At 68.8% G+C, this 22,785-nt stretch carries 18 protein-coding genes; 14 read left to right on the forward strand and 4 right to left on the reverse strand.

The window, feature by feature from the left end; translation table 11 throughout:
* Positions 1 to 28 precede the first annotated feature (28 nt).
* From ACZ0AE_RS02850 to ACZ0AE_RS02915, 14 genes are all read left to right on the forward strand, one after another.
* The gene (locus tag ACZ0AE_RS02850) at positions 29 to 880 is read left to right on the forward strand and encodes a glycosyltransferase family 2 protein (RefSeq protein ID WP_313425302.1); all 852 of its coding nucleotides are present in this window, start codon (positions 29 to 31) and stop codon (positions 878 to 880) included.
* Positions 881 to 885: 5 nt separating this feature from the next.
* Entirely contained in the window at positions 886 to 1,722 is an 837-nt protein-coding gene (locus ACZ0AE_RS02855; RefSeq protein WP_447591847.1) for a glycosyltransferase family 2 protein, read from the forward strand.
* Between the two features lie 186 nt (positions 1,723 to 1,908).
* Entirely contained in the window at positions 1,909 to 3,084 is a 1,176-nt protein-coding gene (gene pncB / locus ACZ0AE_RS02860; RefSeq protein ID WP_447591849.1) for a nicotinate phosphoribosyltransferase, read from the forward strand.
* 171 nt (positions 3,085 to 3,255) lie between these two features.
* Positions 3,256 to 4,437 carry a non-hydrolyzing UDP-N-acetylglucosamine 2-epimerase gene (gene wecB / locus ACZ0AE_RS02865; protein WP_448132986.1) on the forward strand — a complete coding sequence of 394 codons (1,182 nt, stop codon included), beginning with the start codon at positions 3,256 to 3,258 and terminating at the stop codon, positions 4,435 to 4,437.
* A complete protein-coding gene (locus tag ACZ0AE_RS02870; protein ID WP_463600346.1) occupies positions 4,434 to 6,647 on the forward strand; it encodes a hypothetical protein in 2,214 nt (737 codons plus the stop codon). Before wecB ends, ACZ0AE_RS02870 begins: the two co-directional genes overlap by 4 nt.
* Positions 6,648 to 6,653: 6 nt before the next feature.
* Positions 6,654 to 8,798, forward strand: coding sequence for a glycosyl transferase family protein (locus ACZ0AE_RS02875; RefSeq protein WP_463600347.1), 2,145 nt, complete (start codon positions 6,654 to 6,656; stop codon positions 8,796 to 8,798).
* On the forward strand, positions 8,795 to 11,617 hold the full coding sequence (locus ACZ0AE_RS02880; protein ID WP_463600348.1) for an NfrA family protein: 2,823 nt from the start codon (positions 8,795 to 8,797) through the stop codon (positions 11,615 to 11,617). Before ACZ0AE_RS02875 ends, ACZ0AE_RS02880 begins: the two co-directional genes overlap by 4 nt.
* Positions 11,618 to 11,639: 22 nt before the next feature.
* Positions 11,640 to 12,686 carry an alginate O-acetyltransferase AlgX-related protein gene (locus ACZ0AE_RS02885; protein WP_038692517.1) on the forward strand — a complete coding sequence of 349 codons (1,047 nt, stop codon included), beginning with the start codon at positions 11,640 to 11,642 and terminating at the stop codon, positions 12,684 to 12,686.
* Positions 12,687 to 12,690: 4 nt separating this feature from the next.
* A complete protein-coding gene (locus tag ACZ0AE_RS02890) occupies positions 12,691 to 13,815 on the forward strand; it encodes an alginate O-acetyltransferase AlgX-related protein (protein ID WP_463600349.1) in 1,125 nt (374 codons plus the stop codon).
* A 12-nt stretch (positions 13,816 to 13,827) separates the two neighbouring features.
* Positions 13,828 to 15,408, forward strand: a complete 1,581-nt coding sequence (locus ACZ0AE_RS02895) for an MBOAT family O-acyltransferase (RefSeq protein WP_038690542.1) — start codon at positions 13,828 to 13,830, stop codon at positions 15,406 to 15,408.
* Positions 15,409 to 15,421: 13 nt separating this feature from the next.
* The gene (locus tag ACZ0AE_RS02900) at positions 15,422 to 15,652 is read left to right on the forward strand and encodes an acyl carrier protein (protein WP_038690541.1); all 231 of its coding nucleotides are present in this window, start codon (positions 15,422 to 15,424) and stop codon (positions 15,650 to 15,652) included.
* A gap of 28 nt (positions 15,653 to 15,680) precedes the next feature.
* Entirely contained in the window at positions 15,681 to 17,156 is a 1,476-nt protein-coding gene (locus tag ACZ0AE_RS02905; RefSeq protein ID WP_448132990.1) for an AMP-binding protein, read from the forward strand.
* Positions 17,153 to 17,839 (forward strand): alginate O-acetyltransferase AlgF, encoded by a 687-nt coding sequence (locus ACZ0AE_RS02910; RefSeq protein ID WP_447591864.1) that lies wholly within the window; start codon positions 17,153 to 17,155, stop codon positions 17,837 to 17,839. The genes ACZ0AE_RS02905 and ACZ0AE_RS02910 overlap by 4 nt, the downstream gene beginning before the upstream one ends.
* Positions 17,840 to 17,842: 3 nt before the next feature.
* Positions 17,843 to 18,976 carry an acyl-CoA dehydrogenase family protein gene (locus ACZ0AE_RS02915; RefSeq protein ID WP_038690539.1) on the forward strand — a complete coding sequence of 378 codons (1,134 nt, stop codon included), beginning with the start codon at positions 17,843 to 17,845 and terminating at the stop codon, positions 18,974 to 18,976.
* A 73-nt stretch (positions 18,977 to 19,049) separates the two neighbouring features.
* Here the strand turns inward: ACZ0AE_RS02915 and ACZ0AE_RS02920 are convergent, their stop codons facing one another.
* From ACZ0AE_RS02920 to ACZ0AE_RS02935, 4 genes are all read right to left on the reverse strand, one after another.
* Positions 19,050 to 20,048, reverse strand: a complete 999-nt coding sequence (locus tag ACZ0AE_RS02920; RefSeq protein ID WP_448132992.1) for a DUF4434 domain-containing protein — start codon at positions 20,046 to 20,048, stop codon at positions 19,050 to 19,052.
* A gap of 238 nt (positions 20,049 to 20,286) precedes the next feature.
* Positions 20,287 to 20,517, reverse strand: a complete 231-nt coding sequence (locus ACZ0AE_RS02925) for a hypothetical protein (RefSeq protein ID WP_463600350.1) — start codon at positions 20,515 to 20,517, stop codon at positions 20,287 to 20,289.
* Positions 20,518 to 20,555: 38 nt separating this feature from the next.
* Positions 20,556 to 21,872, reverse strand: a complete 1,317-nt coding sequence (locus tag ACZ0AE_RS02930; protein WP_313246142.1) for an NCS2 family permease — start codon at positions 21,870 to 21,872, stop codon at positions 20,556 to 20,558.
* Between the two features lie 68 nt (positions 21,873 to 21,940).
* Positions 21,941 to 22,615 carry an outer membrane protein gene (locus ACZ0AE_RS02935; RefSeq protein WP_463600351.1) on the reverse strand — a complete coding sequence of 225 codons (675 nt, stop codon included), beginning with the start codon at positions 22,613 to 22,615 and terminating at the stop codon, positions 21,941 to 21,943.
* Positions 22,616 to 22,785: the final 170 nt, after the last annotated feature.

The following is a 22,785-nucleotide window of genomic DNA, read 5'->3' on the forward strand; positions in this document are numbered from 1 at the left end:
GCCACGCGTGCCGCAGACAGGGGGACCGATGGGGACGATCGTGCTGCTGCCGATCGGGGTCGATGACACCGCCCTGGATCTTTGCCTGGGCGCACTGGACGCCGGCACGCCGGCCGACACCGCGGTATGGCTGGCCGACGACGGCCAGGCCGGCCCGCGCGTACAGCCGGTGATCGAGCACTGGCTGGCCCACACCCGGCTGCGTGCCGAATACACCCGGCGCGCGCGCAGCATCGGCGAGGTGGCCCACCTGGATGAGATGTTGCGTGCCTGCGCAGGCGCCGACGTGGTGGTGCTGGCGCCCGACGCCATTCCCGCGCCGGGCTGGCTGCAGCAGCTGGATGCCTGTTTCGCGCGTGACCCGTCGATCGGCTCGGCCACGCCGTGGTGCAACGCCGGTGAAACCGCGGCCTGGCCACGGCTGGGCGAGATCGACCCGGTACCGGCCGACCTCAACGCAATGGCCCAGGCCTGCGCCGGGTTGCCGCCGATGCACCCTGAACTGCCCTCGGCGGTGACCCACGCGGTACTGCTGCGGGCCAATGCCCGGCGCAAGGCCGGTGGCCTGGACATGCACAGCTACGGCTCGTGGAATGCCGCGCTGGTTGACCTGAGCCTGCGCATGGCCGGGCTGGGCTGGCGCAATGCGCTGTGCGAAACCGCCTTCGTGGCGCGCGCCGGCGAAGCCACTGCGTTCGACGGCGACATGGACGCGTTGGGCACCCGCTGGCCGGGCTGGCAGCCCCGCCTGGCCGCGTTCCTGATGGCCGACCCGCTGCGCAGCACCCGTGAAACCCTGCAGCAGCTGCATCGGCAGGCGATAATGCCGCGTTCGCAGGGCGACTTGTTCGCCCCGCCGCCTGCATCCCTTCCGGAGTGACCCGTGTGAGCATTGCCATCGCCGCGATCGTTGTCAGCTACCAGAGCGCGAGCACGCTGGATGCCTGTCTGGCCAGGCTGCGCGGGGCCGACGGCGTGGTCGAGATCCGGGTGGTCGACAACGGGTCCACCGATGCCACCCTGGATATCGTGCAACGCCACGCCACCGCCGACCCGCGCGTGCGTTTCATCGCCAACCCGGACAACCCCGGTTTCGCGGCCGCCAACAACCAGGGCGTGGCCGACAGTCGCGCACCGTGGCTGGCCTTCATCAACCCCGACCTGCTGGTCGAGCCGGGCACCCTGGCCGCGCTGTGCGAACGCGGCATGGCCATCGGCGATTGCCTGCTGGGCATGGAACAGGTCGACGAGCAGGGTCAGCCCGATCCGGCCGTGCGCCGTCGTGATCCGGACTTCGGGGCCATGCTGCGCTCGCCGGGGCAGGGCGCCAAGCTGGCGATCCCGGTGGACCACAGCCTGCCGCTGCAGCCGGTGCCGGCGCTGTCGGGGGCGTTGTTGCTGATGCCGCGCACCCTGTTCGACCGTATCGGCGGCTGGGATGCCGGTTATCGGCTGCACGCCGAAGACCTCGACCTGTGCCGTCGCGTGCGCCAGGCCGGCGCGCTGGTGGCGATCGCCAACGACCTGCAGGCGGTGCACGTGCGCGGGGTGTCCAGCCGCTCGCGGCCGTTCTTCGTGGAATGGCACAAGCACCGCGGCCTGTGGCGCTACTTCCGCAAGTTCGAAGCCGACCAGCGCAGCCTGCCGGTACAGGGCGCGGTGTTCGCCGCGATCTGGGCCCACGCGGTCGTGCAGATTCCACGGCTGCTGCGCGCGCGGTAATGGCCCACCGTGGGCACGCATCCCGGTAGGTGCCCACCGTTGGTGGGCACATCCACGCAGGCGCCTGATCGCCGCATCCCGGTAGGTACCCACCGTTGGTGGGTACATCCACGCAGGCGCATAATCGCCGCACCCGGTAGGTACCCACCGTTGGTGGGTACATCCACGCAGGCGCATAATCGCCGCATGATCATCCAGTCCCTGCTCGACACCGACCTGTACAAGTTCACCATGATGCAGGCGGTGCTGCATCAGCATCCCGGCGCCCAGGTCCAGTACCGGTTCAAGTGCCGCACCCCCGGCATCGACCTGGCCAGCTACATCGACCAGATCAACGCCGAGATCGACCACCTGTGCCAGCTCCGCTTCAGCACCGAAGAGCTGGAGTACATGCGCGGCCTGCGCTTCGTCAAAGCGGACTTCGCCGATTTCCTCGGCCTGTTCCACCTGGACCGCAAGTACATCCGGCTGCAGCCGTCGGCCAGCGTGCCCGGCGAGATCGAGCTGGACATCACCGGCCCCTGGCTGCACACCATCCTGTTTGAAGTGCCGCTGCTGGCGATCATCAACGAGGTGTGGTTCCGCAACACCACCACCGCCGATTTCGCCGAAGGCGAGCGCCGCCTGCAGGCCAAGACCGCGCTGCTGCGCGACACGCCCGGCTTCGAGCTGTGCCGCATCGCCGACTACGGCAGCCGCCGCCGCTACTCGCGTGAATGGCATGCGCGCATGCTGCCGATGATGCGCGACGCGCTGGGCGCGCAGTTCGTGGGCACCAGCAACGTGCATTTCGCCCGCCTGTACGGCATGACCCCGCACGGCACCATGGCCCACGAGTACCTGCAGGCGTTCCAGGCACTGGGCCCGCGCCTGCGCGATTCGCAGGTGGCCGCGCTGGAATCGTGGGCGCGTGAATACCGCGGCGATCTCGGCATTGCGCTCTCCGACGTGGTCGGGCTGGACGCGTTCCTGCGCGACTTCGACATGTACTTCTGCAAGCTGTTCGATGGCGTGCGCCACGACTCCGGCGATCCCTTCGCCTGGGGCGATCGCATGCTCGCGCACTTCAAGGACCGCCGCGTGGACCCGCGCAGCAAGGTGCTGGTCTTCAGCGATGGCTTGAACATCGAGAAGGTGATGCAGCTGTTCGACTACTTCCGTGGCCGCTGCCAGGTCGCCTTCGGCGTCGGCACGCACCTCACCAACGACCTGGGGCCGACCCCGCTCAACATCGTCATCAAGATGGTCCGCTGCAACGGCCAGCCGGTGGCCAAGCTCAGCGATTCGCCGGGCAAGAGCATGTGCGATGACCCCGGCTACCTGGCCTACCTGCGCCAGGTGTTCGAGCTTTCACCCGGGTGACACGGACAAAAGCGCCACAATGAGCCGTGCTCCGGGGCAATAAGTGACGCACAGCGTCACTTTCCCGGGGAAATGTGATGTCCATCACGTTGCACTGGCTAGCTCGCCGCACTTGGCCTACGATTTGCGTGATGGAAGTCACAGTCGTTGGTCATCACAGGGAGCAGTCGGGTGAAGGTTCTATCTGTTTTTGGTACGCGGCCTGAAGCCATCAAGATGGGACCGCTGGTCCGCGCGCTGCATGCCGCGCCGGGCATCGAGTCCCTTGTCTGCATCACCGGCCAACACCGGGCGATGCTTGACCAGGTGATGTCGCTGTTCGACATCCACCCCGATCACGACCTCGATGTCATGGTCGCCAACCAGACCCTCAACGGGCTGTGTTCCCGTCTGTTCGCCAAACTCGACGCGCTCTACGAACAGGTACAGCCGGACCGGGTGCTGGTGCACGGCGATACCAGCACGGCGATGACCGCGGCGCTGGCCGCCTTCCACCGCCGCATTCCGGTAGCGCACGTGGAAGCCGGCCTGCGCACCGGCGACCTGCAGCAGCCGTGGCCCGAGGAGATGAACCGCCGCGTGATCGACGTGGTCGCCGATCATCTGTTCGCCCCCACCAACAGCTCGCGCTACAACCTGGAACAGGAAAACCTGGCCGGGCGGATCAGCGTGACCGGCAACACCGTCATCGACGCGCTCAAGCAGACCGTCGAACGCATCGACCAGGACGCGACGCTGCGCACCTCGATCGACGCGCATTTCCCGTTCCTGGAAAGCCAGCGCAAGCTGCTGCTGGTCACCGGCCACCGCCGCGAGAACTTCGGCGGCGGCTTCGAGAACATCTGCCGCGCGCTGGCCGAGCTGGCCCTGCGCGACGACCTGCAGATCGTGTACCCGGTGCATCTCAACCCGAACGTGCAGGGGCCGGTGCATGCCCATCTGGGCGGGCTGGACAACGTGCACCTGATTCCACCGCAGGACTACCTCAGCTTCGTGCGCCTGATGCAGCGTGCGCATGTGGTGCTGACCGACTCCGGCGGCGTGCAGGAAGAAGCCCCGGCGCTGGGCCGCCCGGTCCTGGTGATGCGCGATGTCACCGAGCGCCCCGAAGCGGTGCAGGCCGGCGTGGTGCGCCTGGTGGGCACCGATCCGGCGCGGATCGTGGCTGCCGTGCACGACGCCTGCAACGGGCCGCGGGTGGCGGCGCACTTCATCGCCGATGCCAGCCCGTACGGCGACGGACGCGCCTCGGCGCGGATCGTTGCCGCGCTGCGCGGTGAACCGTTCGACGAGTTCGTGGCCGCCCATGCGGCGCCGCTGTCCCAATCCTCCCTTTCCGAAGTGACGCCATGACCCCGACCAACCGTAGTACCGCTCGTTTTCCCCAGGTATTACCGCTGGCCCTGGTCCTGGCACTCCCCCTCAGTCCTGCCTACGCCGCCGACACCGCGGCCGGGCAGTTCACCGAGTGGGCGGCCGACGCCACCGTGACGCGCAGCATGACGCTGCGTGAGCTGGGCTTCCGCCAGCCGCTGACCCTCAGCGGCCAGGAAAGCCAGCGCGAAATCTACCTGCCGGTCCCGGCCGGCGTGCCGACCCGCGACGCGCAGTTGCAGCTGGATGGCCGCTACGTACGCGGTCATACCGGGCGCAGTTCGGGCTTGTGGTCGGTCGACGGCGACCCGGTTGCGGCGCGGTCGATCACCGATGCGCAGGGCGATGCCAGCCAGCTGTTGGCCATCGATGGCCTGCCGCGTGACAACGGCTTCGTCCGCGTGGCCGTGGGCTGGTGGTCGGTGGTGTCCGACTACCGCTGCGCCGACCAGAGCGCGCCGGCCAACGTGCTGCGGCTGTCGCCGGACTCGCGTTTCAGCTACCGCTTCGATGGGCGTGCGGTGAACACCGTGGCCAAGGCCTGGGGCGCACTGCCGACGCGCGTGCGCGTGCTGGTGGATGGCAAGGCGCTGCAGGCACCGGCCTACGACGCCGCCTGGCGGGTGGGCGCGGCGCTGCGCAACGGCGGCAAGCAGGTGGACGTGGTGGCACTGCCAGTGGTGGGCAGCACGGTGGACCTCACCGGCGTCTCCATTCCGGCCAGCCTGCAGGGCGTGCCGGCGTATGCGGCGCTGGCCGCAGGCGGCACCCAGCATCGCATTGCCAGCCTGGCCGAAGTCGGGGCGCTGCTGTCGCTGCGCGACAGCGGTCCGTTGGCCATCGACGTGGCGATCAGTACCGACCCGCTGCGTGCCGGCGTGCGCGCCGCCCTGGATGCACTGGCCACCGAGGTCGGTGCCAGTGGCGGCGATGCCGCCAGCGCCTTCACCGCCTGGCGGGGCAGCGACATGGCCGCGCTGGAAAAGGGCACCGGCACCGCGTCGGTCAGCGTCGCCGCCGTGGCCGGGCGCCCGACCCTGGTGGTGGCGGCCAACGCCGGCGCCAAGGTGGCCGGCCTGCTTAGTGAACAGTGGCGCGCCTATGCACTGGGCCACACCCTGCAGGTGGCCGAAGCCAGCCCGGCACCGGTGGGTGACAACGCGGTCCTGCTCAGCCGCCTGGGCAATATCGCCGGCACCCTGGACATCGTGACCCGCGGCGATCGCACCGCCAGCTTCGCACTCGGTGCGCTGTCGGCCGACGGCCGACTGCCCGACCAGGTGGTGGTCGATGTGTCCGCCGCACCCAACGCGGCCGGGCAGGGCGCGGTGGCCAGCCTCTACTTCAACGATTACCTGCTGGGCGCCAAGGTGCTCGCCGCCGACGGCAAGCCGCAGCGGCTGGTGGCCAAGGTGCCGGCCTACGCGCTGGCCGCACGCAACGAGGTGCGCATCAGCTTCCTGCGCCAGCCGGCGCGTCCGTACTGCCATGACCCGGCCACCGCGTTCCCGGTATCGATCCTGCCCAGCAGCCACCTGACGCTGGCCAAGCGCACCCTGGACGCCGACTTCGTCGGTGCCGCCAGCCAGCTGGCCCACGCCAATGAGGTGTTCGTGCCGGCCAGCTGGCTGCAGGACGCCCCGGCGTCGCTGGCCAAGGTGATCGCCATCGCCAGCGCGGTCGGCGTGTCGCCGCAGGCGGCTGAACTGAAGGTGGTCGCTGCCGGTACCGCGATCAGCCCGGGGCGGCCTTACCTGGCCTTCGCACTGGCCCCCTCCGGGGTCACGCCGGCCGGTCTGAAGGACGGCCGCCTGGTGGTCAAAGGTGCCACCCAGCCGCTGCTCGACCTGGCCGGCCTGGACCGTGCCGCAGCCGTGCAGGTGGTGGACGGGGGCGGCCATACCGGCGTGCTCTACAACGACCTCGGCGCGCAGGGCCCGGCGCTGGACCAGCCGTTCCGTCTGTTGCGTGGCGATCTGGCCGTGCTCGACGGCAGCGGCGTGGTCAGCGATTTCGACAGCCACGACCCCTATGGCGCGCGCCTGGCCGAGAGCGGCAATCCGCAGCCCTGGTGGCAACAGCACATGGTGTGGTTGCTGGTCCTGGTCGGGCTGGTGGTGTTCGCGCTGTTGGCGGCCCGTGTAACCCAGGTCCGTCGTCGCCGCACGTCCGCAAGCAACGGTCACTGACCGGCCGTGGACGGTCTGTTCTGGAACATCCAGCTGGCCAACTACTACGCTGCCCTGGAAACAGTGGCAGCGGCGGTCGCCGTGCTGATCCTGATCTCCAGCCTCGACGACCTGTTCATCGACATCTGGTACTGGGTGCGCGAAAGCTGGCGCACCCTGACCGTCAAGAAGCGCCGCGAATACCGCCCGCTGACCCAGCAGGACCTGCTGCAGCGTCCGGAACAACCCCTGGCGATCATGGTGCCGGCCTGGGCCGAGTACGACGTGATCGCGCAGATGGTGGAGAACATGATCGATGTGCTCGACTACCGCGAGTACATCGTCTTTGTCGGCACCTATCCCAACGACGCCGAGACCATCGCCGAAGTGGAGCGCATGCGGCGGCGCTACAAGCGCCTGCGCCGCGTGGAAGTGCCGCATGCCGGCCCGACCAGCAAGGCCGACTGCCTGAACTGGCTGATCCTGTCGATCTTCGACTACGAGAAGCGCCACGACATCGAATTTGCCGGGGTGATCCTGCACGACAGCGAAGACGTGCTGCACCCGATGGAGCTGCGCTTCTTCAACTACCTGCTGCCGCGCAAGGACATGATCCAGCTGCCGGTCACCTCGCTGGACCGCGAGTGGTACGAGCTGATCGCCGGCGTGTACATGGACGAGTTCGCCGAATGGCATGCCAAGGACCTGGTGGTGCGCGAAAGCGTGTCCGGCATGGTGCCCTCGGCCGGCGTCGGCACCTGCTTCTCGCGCAAGGCGCTGCTGGCGCTGAGTGAGGCCACCGACAACCAGCCGTTCAACACCGACAGCCTCACCGAAGACTACGACGTGGGTGCGCGGCTGGCGGCGATGGGCATGCATTCGATCTTCGCCCGCTTCCCGGTGCAGTTCCGCGTGCGCCGGCCGTCGTGGTTCGGGTGGGGCCCGGTGCGCGAGAGCACCCAGTCGATGGCGCTGTGCGTGCGCGAGTATTTCCCCGACAACTTCCGCGCCTCGTACCGGCAGAAGGCACGCTGGGTGCTGGGTATCGGCCTGCAGAGCTGGGAGACGCTGGGCTGGCGCGGTTCGCTGGCCACCAAATACCTGCTGGCGCGCGACCGCAAGGGCATCGTCACCTCGTTCATCAGCATCATCGCCTACATCATCTTCCTGCAGCTGCTGCTGTTCTGGCTGCTCAAGGTGACCGGGGTATGGACCACGCAGTTCCCGACCATCTTCCAGGCCGGCACCTGGCAGATGAACGTGGCGCTGATCACCACCGCCGCGCTGGCCACCCGCGTGGTGCAGCGCTTCTACTTCGTCAACAAGCTGTACGGCTGGGAACACGGGTTGATGTCGATCCCGCGCATGGTGGTCGGCAACATGATCAACTTCATGGCCACCGCACGCGCGTGGCGGATGTTCCTGCTGTACCTGCTGTTCGGCAAGCGCATGGTGTGGGACAAGACCATGCACGATTTCCCCAGTGCCTCGCAGCTGGTGCAGACCCGCAAGCGCCTGGGCGAACTGCTCACCACCTGGCAGGCGGTGGAGCCGGAGCGGCTGGAGCAGGCGCTGCAGCAACAGCAGGGCGGACGCCAGCAACCGCTGGGCCGCATCCTGGTGTCGCAGGGCTGGCTGGACGATGAAACCCTGGCCGAGGCGATCGCCTTCCAGGGCGACCTGGCCCGCGCGGTGATCGATGTCGACTACCTGCAGGCCGGGCAGTTCCCGCTCTCGGTCGAAGCCTGCGTGCAGTGGCGCCTGTTGCCGCTGCCGGGCAGCACCGCCGATACCTTGTCGGTCGCGGTGGCCAACCCGCTCAGCGAGGCCGAGCAGGCCCAGTTGCTGCACGATGTGCATGCCACCGCACTGACGCAGTCGATCGCGCGCGAAAGCGAAATCAATGCGGGCCTGCGCCTGATCAGCGGTGAAACCTACCGCATCGACGCCGTGCCGCTACTGGGCGACCTGCTGGTGGAGATGCGGCTGATCGCACGCGACCAGTTCGAACGCGTGCTGGACGAATACAAGCCGCAGCGCGACGGCCGCATCGGCGACTATCTGGTCAAGCACGGTGTCGCCACCGAAGCGGCGATTGCCGAAGCAGTGCGCGAGCAGCACCGCCGCTCGGGCCAACCCCAATACAGCGCCACCGGAGAGCTGAAGGCATGAGAACCACCCTGCTTTCCAGCGTGATCGCGCTGAGCCTGATCGGCCTGGGCAGTGCCAGCGTGCATGCGCAGGAATCGCTGCCGCTGTCGGGCAACGCCTACCGCATCGCCGAACAGGCCTTCGGTGCCTACGACCGTGGCGACTATCAACAGGCCTACCGTACCGCCAGCGAAGCGGTGCGGTTGCGGCCCGACGTGGCGCGCCTGCGCCTGTTGCAGATCTACGCGGCGCAGAAGCTGGGCCGCAGCGACGAGGCGCGCGCGCTGGCGCGACGGGCACTTGCCGATGGCATCACCGACCCGGCCCTGCCGGGCCTGGCCGCCGCTGCACCGCGTGCCGGCACGGCCCCCGCCACCGGCGTGCGCGGTGCCACCGCCGCACGCCCGACCGCGGCCGAGCTGGCCTATCAACGCGCCTTCCCGTTGGCGGCGCAGGCCTACGAGGCGTTCAACAGCGACCGCATGGAAGAAGCGGCCAGCAAGGCCGAGCAGGCCTTCCGCCAGCAACCGCAGCAGGGCGCCTGGGCGATCCTGTGGGTGGCCTCGCTGGAGGCCGGCGGCAAGCTGGACGAGGCGCAGCAGGCGGCGGCCACCGCGCTGTCGCTGGGCGCGCCGAACCGCACCGATATTCTTGCCGCGCAGTTGCGCATCAAACGCGAGCAGGCAGTCGTACCGGCGCAGGCCGGCTACCAGGCGCTGATCGCCTTGCGTCCGCAGGATGCCGTTGCACCTGCGCGCCAAGCGGTGGAACTGGCGCCGGAGTCGGGCAGCCATCGCTTGCTGCTGATGACCGCGTTGCTGCTCAGCAATCAGCTGCCCGAGGCGGTGGATGCGGCGTCCGATGCGATTAAACAGGACAATGAAGACACCAACGCGCTGGTGATGCGCGGCTACCTGCAGCAACGGCTGGGCCGCAGCGCGCAGGCCAATGCAGACTTCGACCGCGTGCTGGCCCAGGATTGGCTGGATGGCCAGCAGCAACGCAACGTGCGCCTGCTGGCGGTGGATGCGGCGCTGGCCGCGGGTGACCGTGAGCGTGCCGAGCGCCTGCTGGCCCCGCTGCGCACCGATCCGCTGGCCGACGAAGATGCCGATACGCGCCGTGCCATCGCCGATGCGGTGGCGCTGCGTACCCGTTCGATGCGCTCGGCGCGACCGGGCGTGGCGCTCACCGACACCAGCTATCCCGCGCCGATCCAGCAGTGCCGCGAAACGCCCTACGGCACCCAATGCGAACTGACCCCCACCGACCTGCAGGGCGAGGGCGGCGCCGCCCAGCGTGCCTATGCCGCCTACGGTCGGCAGGACTACCAGCAGGCCATCGAAGAAGCGCGCAAGGCCGTGCAGGCCGCGCAGGACAGCGCGCCACTGCAGTCGCTGCTCACCACCTCGCTGGCCGCCGGCGACCGCACCCAGCAGGCAGAAGCCCGCCAGCGCCTGGATACCGCGCTGGCCACCACGCCGCAGGATGCCGGGTTGCTGATGCAGCGTGGCTACCTCAACCAGCGCGCGGGTGATCCGCGCAGCGCACTGGGCGATTTCCAGGCGGCCGAGGCAACCGGCAAGGCACCGCCCACGGTGGTGCTGGACCAGGCCTATTCCAACGCGGCACTCGGCCAGCACCCGCAGGCGGTGACGCTGCTGCGCGGGGCGATCGACAGCGCCGACGCCGGCACGCTGCCGTTGGATGCCGCGCAGCGCTACAACACGCGCAGCTCCATCGCCAACTATTCGCGGGAATGGGGCATGACGCTGTCGGCGGGCTATCGCGGCGCGCGCCAGGCCGCCACCAACCTGGGCGGTGCGGCGATCAGCACGCCCGGCGACTCGGTGTTCGGCACGCTCGAAGCGTTCTGGCGGCCGCAGAAACTCAACAACCAGCACGGCACGATGGAACTGTATGCGCGCCTGGCCAACACGCTGTATGACGAAGGCGGCACCTTCGAATCGCTGCAGGCGGTGGACCCGTGCACCGGCATTCCCAGCGAGGATGCCCGCACGCGCGCCGAGCGGCTCAGCCGCTCGCGGTCGATCGCCGGGTGGCCGTCCACCATCGGCGCGTTCGGCGCGCGCTACACCTTCGGCCAGACCGGCCTGAGCGCCGGCATCGAGCGCCGCCAGTTCCTCGGCACCGCCACCCGCAATGGTGGCGTGTACCCGGATTCGGCCGCCATCCAGTGCCGGATCCAGATCGAATCGAGCCAGCCGCTGCAGATGACCACCGCGGCCCGCTACCGTCTGCAGGACAACGCCGGCGGCTGGATGTCCTACCTCACCTACGGCTTCTACAAAGGCACCGGTGTGCGCACCGACGTCAACCAGTGGTGGACGCTCAGTGGGTACGCCCAGGCCGGCTTTACCTGGGATGACAACCGCGCGCGCTTCACCGTGGATCAGATCGACAGCAACGGCGACATCGTGGCGCGGCTGACCGACTCCGACGGTCGCCTGCGTCGCCAGCAGTGGTTCGGTGCCGCCGAACTGCGCGCCGGCCGCAGCTACCGCTTCGGTGCCGAGCAGACCCGCTGGGTGTTGAGCCCGTACCTGGTGATCGGCGCGGACTGGATCGACCAGCGCTCCAAGGTGCGCGGCATCACCTACCCGCTGATCGGCGCGCAATCGTTCGACCTGTCCGACACCGACCGCAGCTGGTCGCTCGGTGCCGGCCCCGGCGTGGGCGTGCGCTACTGGTTCCGCGAAGACCACTACAACGCGGCGCGGTCCTACCTGGACCTGGCCGTGCAGTACCGGTTCGCCCTGGGCGGCGGCGATACGCAGCGCGCCAAGGGTCTGTTCGCTACCGCTACCTTGTACTACTGACATTGGAAAAGGCATGAACGACATGGATACGCATTCTTTGCTGACCCCCACCGCTCCCCGCCGTCGCCTGCGTGCCGGTCTGCCGCTGCTGGCCGTGCTGTGCGCACTGGCCGGTACCGGTGTCGCGCAGGCGCAGGCGCCCGCCGCCGCACCGCCCGCCGCCAGCAAGGACGACTCGGCCATCGTGCTGGTCGGCAAGGACGGCTGGTTGTTCCCTGCATGGGGCAGCTTGAGCGAGGTGGACATGCAGGCGGTCGATGCCTCCACCCGCCTGATCGCCGAAACCAAGGCCCGCCTTGCCGCACGTGGCGTGCGCCTGGAGCTGCTGCTGCTGCCCGACAAGGTGCTGTTCTACGAAGATCGCCTGCCCGCGGGCAAGGTGGTGAGTGCTTCGGTGGAAAAGCGCTACGACACCATTCTTGGCTCGCTGCAGAAGGCCGGCGTCGATGCACTGGATGCGCGCAAAGTGCTGGCCGGCGTGCGCGCGGGCGGCACCGACGTGTTCTATCGCAGCGACCAGCACTGGACCCAGGCCGCCGCCGATGCCACCGCCGATGCGCTGGCGGCACGCATCAAGCAGGCCGTGCCGAACCTGGCCGGCGAGCCCGGCACGGGCACGCCGCTGGGCAAGGAAACCCGCGAGCGCCGCTATGGCGACCTGGCCGAACTGTTCCTGCCACCGGAACAGCGTGCCGCGGTGGGCCGCGAAACCTTCACCGTGCGCCGCGCCGCCGAATCGCAAGGCCTGCTCGACAGTGGCAAGGCACCGGTGCACGTGACCGGGCACAGCATGGTGCAGGCCTACTTCGGTTTCCCGCAGAAGCTTTCCAACGCGCTGGACCGCCCGGTCACGGTGAACTGGAAGGCCGGCAACGTGGGCCCGTGGATCATGCTGCTGGAGTACCTGGAGTCCGACGACTTCCGTACCAATCCGCCGCAGGTACTGGTCTGGCAGATGTTCGAACCGGTGTACGGGTTCGGTCCGCAGGCCCAGGGCCAGTGGGACAACGCGTCGATCATGACCCCGGCGCAGTTCACCGCGCGCGTGAACAAGGCATTGGGGCAGTAACCCGATGAGTGCACGTCCCGGCGCGCCCGCGCCCCTGCCACCGGCCGCGCCGCCCGGTGCCCACCGTCCCACCGCCGCGCTGGTGATCGCGCTGCTGGTCATCGGCCTGCTGGCCGGTGGCTGGATGCTGGGCAAGGCGAAGATCCCCGCGGCCGCGTTGGCACCGGCACGCTGGGCCGACGGCGAAGCTGGCCGCGCGATCAACGAAGCGCTCAAGTTGCCGGTGCAGGCCCAGGCCGACCTGGCCACGGCCGCGCTGCGCTATCGCCTGCTCGGCGACCTGGGGCCGCAGGTGGCACTGGGGTGCCCGGACTGGCTGTTCTACCGCGACGGGCTGCGCCCGCCGCCGGGTGCGGGCGAGCAGGTGCTGCAGCAACGCGTGCGGCTGATGCAGCACTGGACCACGCAGCTCAAGGCGCAGGGCGTACAGGTGCTGGTGGTGGTGGTGCCGGACAAGTCACGGATCGAGCAGGCGCATACCTGCGGGTTGCGCCATTCAACGGCCATGCGCGCGCGGTTGGGCCAGTGGCAGCAGGCGCTGGGTGCCGCCCAGGTGGCCTCCACAGACCTGCTGCCGGTACTGCAGCAGGGCACGGCGCCGGTGTTTTTCCGCACCGACGTGCACATGAACCGGATCGGCGCGCAGCGCGCCGCCGACGCGGTGGCCGCCTCGGCGCTGCCGCTGCTGGGCGGGCGTGGCGCGCAGGCGTTCGAGGTGGGCGCGCCCGGTGCGGCCAAGCCGCGCATGGGCGACCTGATCGTGCTCGCCGGGCTGGAGAAGGCGCCGCCGGCCTGGCGCCCGGCGCTGGACCGCGAGCCCGAACAGGTGATCGCGCCGGTGCGCAGTGGTGGCCTGCTCGATGACACCCCGCCGGTGGAGGTGCTGTTGCTGGGCAGCTCCAACGGCCGCCGCAGCCTGTTCGCCGAACGCCTGGGCAATGCGCTGGGGCGCGAAGTGTGGAACCAGAGCCTGGATGGCGGGCAGTTCTCCGGCGCGCTGCTGGCCGCCTGGCCGCAGCGTGCGCAGTGGCCGCCCACGCTGAAGCTGGTGGTCTGGGAATTTTCTGAAATGGCCCTGTCCTTGCCGTTGACCGACGGTGAGCAGGCAACGCTGGCCGAGATCGACTGAGCGCTACGGACGATGCTTTTCAACTCCTTCCTGTTCCTGCTGGTGTTCCTGCCGATCGCGCTGGGCGTGCACTACGCCCTGGGCGCGGTGAAGCCACGCCTGGCCGCCCTGTGGCTGTGCGTGGCGTCCATCGTGTTCTACGGCTGGTGGAACCCGCAGTTTGTGATCCTGCTGTCGGGCTCGATCGTCTTCAACTACCTGGTCAGCCTGGTGATCCTGTCGCTGGCCAAGCGACCGAAACTGCAGCTGCTGGCCACCGTGCTGGGCGTGGCTGCCGACCTGTTGTTGCTGGTGCACTACAAGTACTTCGCGGCGATGGTGAACTTCGTCGGCGAGATGGGCTTCAACGTCGGCCCGATGGATGCGCTGATCCTGCCGTTGGGTATCTCCTTCTTCACCTTCACCCAGATCGGCTACCTGCTCGACTGCCGCGCCGGCGTGGTCAACGACCGCAGCCCGCTCAGCTACGTGCTGTTTGTGACCTTCTTCCCGCACCTGATCGCCGGCCCCATCCTCCATCACAAGGAGATGATGCCGCAGTTCAGCAAGCGCGAAACCTACCGGTTCCAGGCCGACAACCTGTCGGTGGGCGGCATGTTGTTCGTGATCGGGCTGGCCAAGAAAGTACTGCTGGCCGACACCATCGCCCCGTATGCCGATGCCGGCTTCGCCTCCACCGGCGAGGTGCAGTTCTGGGGCGCCTGGGCCACCGCGCTCAGCTACGCGCTGCAGCTGTACTTCGATTTTTCCGGGTACTCGGACATGGCGCTGGGCCTGGCGCGCATGTTCGGCATCCGCTTCCCGCTCAACTTCAATTCGCCTTACAAGGCGACCAGCGTGATCGACTTCTGGGCGCGCTGGCACATGACGCTCACCCGTTACATCACCGCCTACCTGTACTACCCGGTGGCGATGGCGGTCACCCGCTGGCGCACCCGCCATGGCCGCGCCACCGGCCCGGCCGCGGTGGCCTCGGCGGGCGGCTTCCTGTCGATGATCGTGCTGCCCACGGTGTGGGCGATGGGCCTGGCCGGCATCTGGCACGGCGCGGGCCTGCAGTTCCTGATCTTCGGCCTGCTGCATGCCGGCTACCTGTCCATCAACCATGCCTGGCGCGTGTTCGTCGGCGGCCGCAAGCCGGCCGCGCTGCGCCAGCTGCGCTGGTACCAGCACGCCGGCTATGTGCTGCTCACCTTCGGTGCGGTACTGGTGGCGCAGGCGTTCTTCCGCGCCGACGGCGTGCACGATGCCTGGGAGCTGGTGCAGGCCATGTTCGGCGTGCGCGGTTGGGAAAGCCTGGAGAACCTGGGCTACCTTGGCGGCATGGGGCTGGGCGACAGCTGGCGCCTGCTGGCTGGCCACCACGTGCAGCTGCTCTACATCCTGGTGCTGCTGGCCATCGTCTGGCTGGCACCCAACGCGCAGCAGATCATGGGCGTGTACGGCCCGTCGCTGGCCAAGCCCAGCCCGGCGCCCCGCGCGTGGATGCGCTGGCAGCCCAACTGGCAGTGGCTGCTGGTGATGCTGCTGATGCTGGGGCTGTCGCTGCTGAGCCTGCACAAAGAATCCCGTTTCCTCTACTTCCAGTTCTGACAAGGTGAACCCGATGGATATCCAGACCCTCCAGGCCCAGTTGATCGACATCGTCGAAGCGGTGATCGGCACCCGCGTGCAGCCGGACGAATACATGGAGTCGCTGTTCGACTCGATGTCCAAGGTGCAGCTGATGGTCGAGGTCAAGGACCGCCTGGGCGTGACCCTGCCGGTCGATGAGATCGATGCGCTGGTCGATTCGGTGCAGGTGCTGGCCGACTACGTGGCCGCGCACCAGCGCTGAGCCCACCCCACCTGCAGGAGCTGTCCGCATGCGTTTCGATTTCGAAAACTGCCGCTTCGTCGCGCTGGAGCACGCCCCGCATGCACCGGCCCTGCACGATGCCGACGGCAGCCTGGACTGGGCCGCGCTGCATGCAGCTACCCAGGCCTGGATCGGGCGCGCGCAGGCGGCCGGCGTGCAGCCCGGCTACGCGCTGGTGATCTCCGGGCACAAGCAATCTGCGTTCGTGGTGGCCATGCTGGGCTGCCTGCAGATGGGCGTCACCTATGTGCCGGTGGACACCATCAATCCGGCCGCGCGGCTGCAGCGGATCACCCAGCTCACCCATGCCGGCGCGGTCTACGATGCCGCCACCGACACCTTCGGGCCCGGTGCCGACGCACCGCGCGCGCTCAGCGTGCCGGACCTGGCCTACATCATGTTCACCTCCGGCAGCACCGGTGACCCGAAGGGCGTGCAGATCGGCCGCGACAGCGTGGCGCTGTTCACCGGCTGGATCACCGACTGCCTGCAGCTGGGCGAGGCGCCGGCCTTCCTCAACCAGATGCTCTTCAGCTTCGACTTCTCGCTGTTCGACCTGTGCGGCGCGCTCGGCACCGGCGGCAGCTGCGTGCTGTGCCCGCGCGAGGTGATCGCCGACAGCGAACGGTTTGTCGAACACCTGCGTCAGTCGGCGGTGGCGGTGTGGGCCTCCACGCCCTCGTTCGTACGCCAGCAGATGCTCAACCCGCGCTTCAACGCCGAGCACCTGCCCTCGCTGCGCGTGTTCGTGTTCGGCGCCGAATCGCTCACCCCACGCGTGGCCGAAGAGCTGTGGGCACGCTTCCCGCAGGCGCGCATCATCAACTCCTACGGTCCCACCGAGGCCACCTGTTCCACCACCTGGGTGGAGATCGACCCGGCGCTGCGCGCGGCCGCGCCCAACCCGTTCCCGATCGGCGTGGCCAAGCCCTACGCCGAGGTCTTCATCGACGACGGCGAAATCTGCATGGCCGGCGACCACGTCATGCGCGGCTACCTGGATCGCCCGGACCTGGACCAGGGCGTGCTGTTCACCCATCACGGCAAGCGGGCCTACCGCAGCGGTGACCTCGGCGACCTGGATGCGGAAGGGCGGGTGACCTTCCGCGGCCGCAAGGATGACCAGATCAAACTCAACGGCTACCGCATCGAGCTGGCCGAAGTGGATGCTTCGCTGTCCACCCTGGACGGCGTGGTGGCCGGCGCGGCGGTGGTTCTGCGCCGGCCCGATGGCACCTTGGTGCGCATGATCGGCTTCGTCGAACTGTCCCAGCCCGGCGAAGGCGCGGTGCAGCCGCTGCCGGCGTCGTTGCAGGACTGGAAGGCGCAGCTGGGCCGTCGCGTGCCGCCGTACATGATTCCCTCTGAACTGATCGCCGTTGATGCGCTGCCGACCGGCACCAGCAACAAGGTGGATCGCCGACAACTGGAGCAGCGCTACGCAATGGCGCGCACGCTTCGCCGCCAGGAACCCACCGCATGAAACTGCCCTTGATCTCGCTCGCCGCCGCCGTGCTGGCCCTTTCGCCGCTGGCCGCCACTGCCCAGCAGACCGCCCCCGAAGGTCGCCTGGCCCAGCTGTATGCGGCACGGCCGCCAGCCGGTTCGGCGTTCGTGCGCGTGCTCAACCCGGGCAGCGCCGCGCTCAAGGTCGCCGTCGGTCCGGGCGCCGAACAGAGCATCGGCCCGGCTACGCGGGCCAGCCGCTACGCCATCGTGGAGGGCGGCAAGCCGTTCACCGTGCGCGTGGCCGGCAAGCCGCGCAGCCAGCCGCAGGTGGCCGCCGGCAGCTTCACTACGCTGGTGCTGGACGCCGCCGCCCCGTCAAAGCCGCTGGCCGCTCTCGCCGATGGCGGCGGCACCAGCGATGCGCTCAAGGCCGAGATCCGCTTCTACAACCTGGCCAGCGGCTGCGCGCAGGGGCGCCTGGCCATGGCCGACAAGGGCGCCGTGGTGTTCCCGGCGGTGGCCAGCGGCAGCAGCAGTGCGCGCGGCATCAACCCGGTCAAGGCACGCCTGGTGGCCGGCTGCGGCGGCAAGGACAGCGCGCCGCTGGCCCTGCCGGCGCTGCAGCCCGGCGACCACTACAGCCTGTTCCTGACCGGCAGCGCCGCCGCCCCGGTGCTGCAGGGCCAGCTCAGCGGCACCGACCCGGTGGGCCGCTGATCCATGCACACCCGTCCGGTATTCGGTGAAGACCACGCGCTGTTCCGCGCGCAGGTGCGGCGTTTCATCGCCGAGCAGATCGCCCCGCACTACGCACAGTGGGAGCGCGACGGCATCACCCCGCGCGCGCTGTGGCGTGCGGCCGGGGAGGCTGGCCTGCTCAACTGCCAGCTGCCCGAGCCGTATGGCCTGGGCGGTGACATCGGCCACGCCGCCTGCGTGATCGAGGAACTGGCGCGCGCCAACTACCTGGGAATCGGCTTCTCGATCCACTCGGACATGGTGGCGCCGTACCTGATGCAGTACGGCAGCGATGAAGTACGCGCGCGCTGGCTGCCAGCGATGGCGCGCGGCGAGGCGATCGGCGCCATTGCGATGACCGAACCGGGCGCGGGCAGCGACCTCAAGGCGGTCCGCACCCGTGCCGAACGCCAGGGCGAGCACTACCTGCTGAACGGCCAGAAGACCTGGATCACCAACGGCAGCAACGCCGACGTGGTGGTGGTGGTGGCCACCGTGGCGCCCGAGCTGGGCGCGCGTGGGCTCACCCTGTTCTGCGTGGACACCGCGTTGCCCGGCGTCACCCGCGGCGCACCGATGGCCAAGATCGGCCAGCACGCGCAGGACACCAGCGAGCTGTTCTTCCAGGACGTGGCGGTACCGGTGTCGCACCTGCTGGGTGAAGAACAGCGCGGCTTCGACTACCTGGGCGAACAGCTGGCGGCCGAGCGCATGGCCATCGCGTTGCGCGCAGCGGCATCGGCCGAGGGCATGCTCGATGAAACCGTGGCCTACGTGCGCCAGCGCAAGGCATTCGGGCGCTTCCTGATCGACCACCAGAACACCCGTTTCGTGCTGGCAGGCGCGGCGGCCCAGCTGGCGATGCTACGCAGCTTCCTCGACCAGTGCCTGGCCGCGCAGCTGCAAGGCCGGTTGGACGCAACGGTGGCGGCGATGGCCAAACTCAACGCCACCGAACTGCAGGGCACGATCCTCGACGACCTGCTGCAGCTGCATGGTGGCTACGGCTACAGCAGCGAGTACGGCATCGGCCGCGCCTGGACCGACGCACGCGCGCTGCGCATCTTCGGTGGCAGCAGCGAAATCCTGCGCGAGATCATCGGCCGCACGTTGTAACCGCGTCAGCCCCGGTAGGTACCGACCGTTGGTCGGTACGCCCCAACGCTGGTCGGTACACACCACGCGCGCCCTACAAACCCCACTGCCGCCGCAACGCTTTCGCCTGCGGTGTGTCCTGCGACAACCACGGGTCCAGCGCATACACCAGCACGTGTTCGGCGCCACTGTCGCGCGCCCACGCCAGCTGGCGTTCAATCCGCGCCGCGTCGGCGGTTTCGCCCTTGAACTGGGTGCCGTCGTGATTCTCACCGGGCAGCTCGCGGAACAATTCCACGATCGCATCGAACGCCACGCCGCGTTGTTTCAGCATCGCCAGCAACGGCTTGAGCTGCTGCACATTGCCGGCCCCGGCAACGCCCACGCCGTCCTGCACCATCGGCCGCAGCGGCACCTGGTCCAGCAGGCTGGCCCACACCGTCTCCAGGCGGCCGCTGGTCTGCAGGCGGCTGAAGTAGGTGGAGATGGCGCAGTCGCCGCCGCGCGCCTGGGCCGCTGCATGCAGGCCGTGCAGCCACTGGCCCAGCCACTGCACGCGGGCCGGATCGGCCCAGTGGTACTGCTCGATCTCATACGGCAGGTACCAGCCGCCGAAGGCCTGAAGGCGTGCCCACGGTGCCTGCGCCAGCCACTGTTGGGCGCGCGCCAGGCTGCTGGCGAAGAAGGCCTGCAGCGCGGCGTCATCGCCGCCGATCGCCTGCCACCACGACTGCTCGAAGGGCAGCCCCACCCGCACCGTGATGCCCGCTTCGCCTGCGGCGGTGAACAGCATGCGCAGGCCGGCATCGGACAGGTGCCAATCGCCTTCCGGCGCGCCGTGGATACCGGTCCACTGCAGCACCAGCTGCTTGCAGCCCAAGCGCTGGGCCAGCCCCACCGAGCGCTGCCAATCGGCCATGGTCCAGTCCAGGTGGCTGCGCCAGGGCTGCAGGAACGTGCCCTCTACCTGCACCGGCATCGAACAGCCGGGCAGGGTGGCCAGTGCACCCATGGCGGGCGCCAGCAGCGCGGCACGCAGCAGCCGGCGACGCAACGGCGAAGACAGATCGACAGGCAGGGGAGAATCGCTCATGCCCCATCATCCCAGAGCCGCGTTGCGTAGGGGTGAACCGCGGGGCGTGCGCCCTGGCCGTGGATGATCGCGTTGCGTAGTGCAGAGCCGGCTTCGCTCATGCGTCATGCCGACATCGAACGTTGATCGGGTCACGGCAGTCGGCAGGGGCGCGACCCTACCGGGGGTGCGGCATGGTCACGGCGCAGTTGCAGGTGCAGTTGGAGGGGCCAACGCCAACGCCAACTCTGCCGCCGACTCAGACACCGAAATCGCCACCGAAATCGCCACCGAAATCGACACCGAAATCCCCACCGAAATCCCCACCGAAATCGCCGTCGCCGTTGCTGGTAGGGTCGCGCCCCTGCCGACTGCCGACCCTCTGCCCACATCCGGGAATGGCATGACCTTTATCGAGATGATCGGTTTCGACGTTGCAGCGCCGGCTTCGCTCATGCGTCATGCCGACATCGAACGTTGGACGGGTCACGGCAGTCGGCAGGGGCGCGACCCTACCGGGGGTGCGGCTTACTCCAGCGCGTAGCGCAGCACGAACAAGCCGGCCACCAGCCACACCGCCGGGTGCACGTCGCGCCAGCGCCCGGTGCCGGCCTTGAGCACGGCATAGGCGATGAAGCCGAACGCCAGGCCGTTGGCAATGGAGTAGGTGAACGGCATCGCCAGTGCACACAATGCGGCCGGCACCGATTCGGTCAGGTCGCTCCAGTCCACGTCCACCAGCTCGCGCAGCATCAGCCCGGCCACGAACAGCAGGGCAGGGGCGGTGGCATAGCCGGGCACCATCGCCGCCAGCGGCGAAAACAGCAGCGCGGCCAGGAACAGCGCGGCCACCACCAGCGCGGTCAGGCCGGTGCGGCCACCGGCCTGCACGCCCGACGCGCTTTCGGCGAACGCGGTGGTGCTGCTGGTACCCAGCAACGAGCCGGCCACGATGGCGGTGCTGTCGGCCAGCAGCGCACGCCCGAAGCGCTTGGGCGCCCCCGGCAGCTTGAGCAGGCCCGCACGCCCCACCACGCCGTACAGCGTGCCGGTGGCGTCGAACACTTCCACCAGCACGAACACCAGCACCACCTGCAGCAACACCGCAATCGGCGCGCCGCCGTTGTGGTGCAGCAGCCCGGGCAGGTCCAACTGCAGGAAGGTGGGGGCCAGGCTGGGCGGCAGCGACACCAGCCCATGGAACTGCACGTCACCGAGCAGCCACGCCGCGCCGGTGACGGCCAGAATGCCGATCAGGATCGCGCCGCGCACCTTGCGCGCTTCCAGGATCGCAATCAGCAGGAAGCCAGCCAGGGCCAGCAGCGGTGGGGCGGTATTGAGCGGGCCCAGCGCCACCAGCGTATCGGTGTTGGCGATGATCACCCCGGATTTCTGCAGCGCGATGATCGCCAGGAACAGGCCGATGCCCGCCACGATCGCCGCGCGCAGCGAGGGCGGAATGCCCGCCACCAGCCAGGCGCGCACGCCGGTGAGCGACAGCGCCAGGAACACCAGCCCGGATATGAACACCGCCGCCAGCGCCTGCTGCCACGGCAGGCCGGCCGCGCCGACCACGGTGAAGGCGAAGAACGCGTTCAGGCCCATGCCCGGGGCCATGCCCACCGGGAAGTTGGCGGCGAACGCCATCACCAGCGAACCCAGTGCCGCGGCCAGGCAGGTGGCCACGAACACCGCGCCCGGGTCCATGCCGGTGGTGGCCAGGATGTCCGGGTTTACGAAGACGATGTAGGACATCGTCAGGAAGGTGGTCAGCCCGGCCAGCACCTCGGTGCGCACGGAGGTGCCGTGCTGCTGGAGCTGGAAGACGCGTTCGAACAGGGACATCGCAGATCTCTCGTGCCGGGGGCGCACTGCCTCGCCCAGGCGGACCTGCGGGTGCGTCGTGTGGCGGGTTAGAAGTGGTAATTCAACTTCAGCGTAACGCTGCTGTAGTCGGTATGGAAGCTGCGGCGGGCCGCGTCGGGGTAGTTCGGATCGTGCAGCTGCACCGGGCTGGAGCCCAGGTTGGTGTAGCGGTACTCGACGCCGGCGGACAGGCGCTCGTTGACCCGCACCAGCACGCCTGCACCGACATTGACGCCGGTGGAGACATGGCGGGCGCCGGTCTCGAATTCCGCCACGCGGCAGCCATTGGTTGCCTCGACCAGCGATGTGTCGCAGCCCAGCGTGTATTCCTGGCGGGCCACGGTCACGCCGGTGGTCAGGTAGGGCAGCACCGGGCCGACCGCGTAGCCGAGCATCAGGTTGACCGACCCCGACCGGGTCACTGCGTCCTTGCCGTAGTACGGGCTGTGCGGGTGGTTTTCGCGGTCTTTCCAGTCGCGGTCGATGCTGCCGAAGGCAAGGCCGCCTTCGACGCCCACCACCACGTTGCTGTCGAACTGCCAGGTGCGGCCGGCCTGCACGCCGCCGGTGAACCCGCGCGGGCTTTTTTCAGAGGCGTTGGCGTTGCTGCGGTCCTGGCTCTTGCCTTCTGCATGGCTCGCCTGAACGCCCATGTAGCTGCCTTCCCAGTTCGCCGGGGCCGCCGCGGCGGTGCCCGACAGCAGCAGGGCTGCGGTACTCATGACCAGTGCTTTCATTGGTGGTGTCCTACGTTGGTCGCAACTGCGTGGGGTGCAATTGCGTGAGGTGCGTAGGAGACCTGAAGTCGTTATCTATGGATATGCAATAAGTTGCATCCTGCTGCCTATGGCTAGCGGTGGGTACCGACCCGAATGCAAAACGGCCGCGCAGT

This window comes from Stenotrophomonas sp. AC248 (assembly GCF_979258185.1).

Bases quoted from the DNA above. Each gene is read 5' to 3' on its own strand.
- ACZ0AE_RS02850 (WP_313425302.1), top strand. From the start codon at position 29: ATGGGGACGATCGTGCTGCTGCCGATCGGGGTCGATGACACCGCCCTG.
- pncB (WP_447591849.1), top strand. From the start codon at position 1,909: ATGATCATCCAGTCCCTGCTCGACACCGACCTGTACAAGTTCACCATG.
- ACZ0AE_RS02870 (WP_463600346.1), top strand. From the start codon at position 4,434: ATGACCCCGACCAACCGTAGTACCGCTCGTTTTCCCCAGGTATTACCG.
- ACZ0AE_RS02880 (WP_463600348.1), top strand. From the start codon at position 8,795: ATGAGAACCACCCTGCTTTCCAGCGTGATCGCGCTGAGCCTGATCGGC.
- ACZ0AE_RS02885 (WP_038692517.1), top strand. From the start codon at position 11,640: ATGGATACGCATTCTTTGCTGACCCCCACCGCTCCCCGCCGTCGCCTG.
- ACZ0AE_RS02890 (WP_463600349.1), top strand. From the start codon at position 12,691: ATGAGTGCACGTCCCGGCGCGCCCGCGCCCCTGCCACCGGCCGCGCCG.
- ACZ0AE_RS02895 (WP_038690542.1), top strand. From the start codon at position 13,828: ATGCTTTTCAACTCCTTCCTGTTCCTGCTGGTGTTCCTGCCGATCGCG.
- ACZ0AE_RS02900 (WP_038690541.1), top strand. From the start codon at position 15,422: ATGGATATCCAGACCCTCCAGGCCCAGTTGATCGACATCGTCGAAGCG.
- ACZ0AE_RS02905 (WP_448132990.1), top strand. From the start codon at position 15,681: ATGCGTTTCGATTTCGAAAACTGCCGCTTCGTCGCGCTGGAGCACGCC.
- ACZ0AE_RS02910 (WP_447591864.1), top strand. From the start codon at position 17,153: ATGAAACTGCCCTTGATCTCGCTCGCCGCCGCCGTGCTGGCCCTTTCG.
- ACZ0AE_RS02915 (WP_038690539.1), top strand. From the start codon at position 17,843: ATGCACACCCGTCCGGTATTCGGTGAAGACCACGCGCTGTTCCGCGCG.
- ACZ0AE_RS02920 (WP_448132992.1), bottom strand. From the start codon at position 20,048: ATGAGCGATTCTCCCCTGCCTGTCGATCTGTCTTCGCCGTTGCGTCGC.
- ACZ0AE_RS02930 (WP_313246142.1), bottom strand. From the start codon at position 21,872: ATGTCCCTGTTCGAACGCGTCTTCCAGCTCCAGCAGCACGGCACCTCC.
- ACZ0AE_RS02935 (WP_463600351.1), bottom strand. From the start codon at position 22,615: ATGAGTACCGCAGCCCTGCTGCTGTCGGGCACCGCCGCGGCGGCCCCG.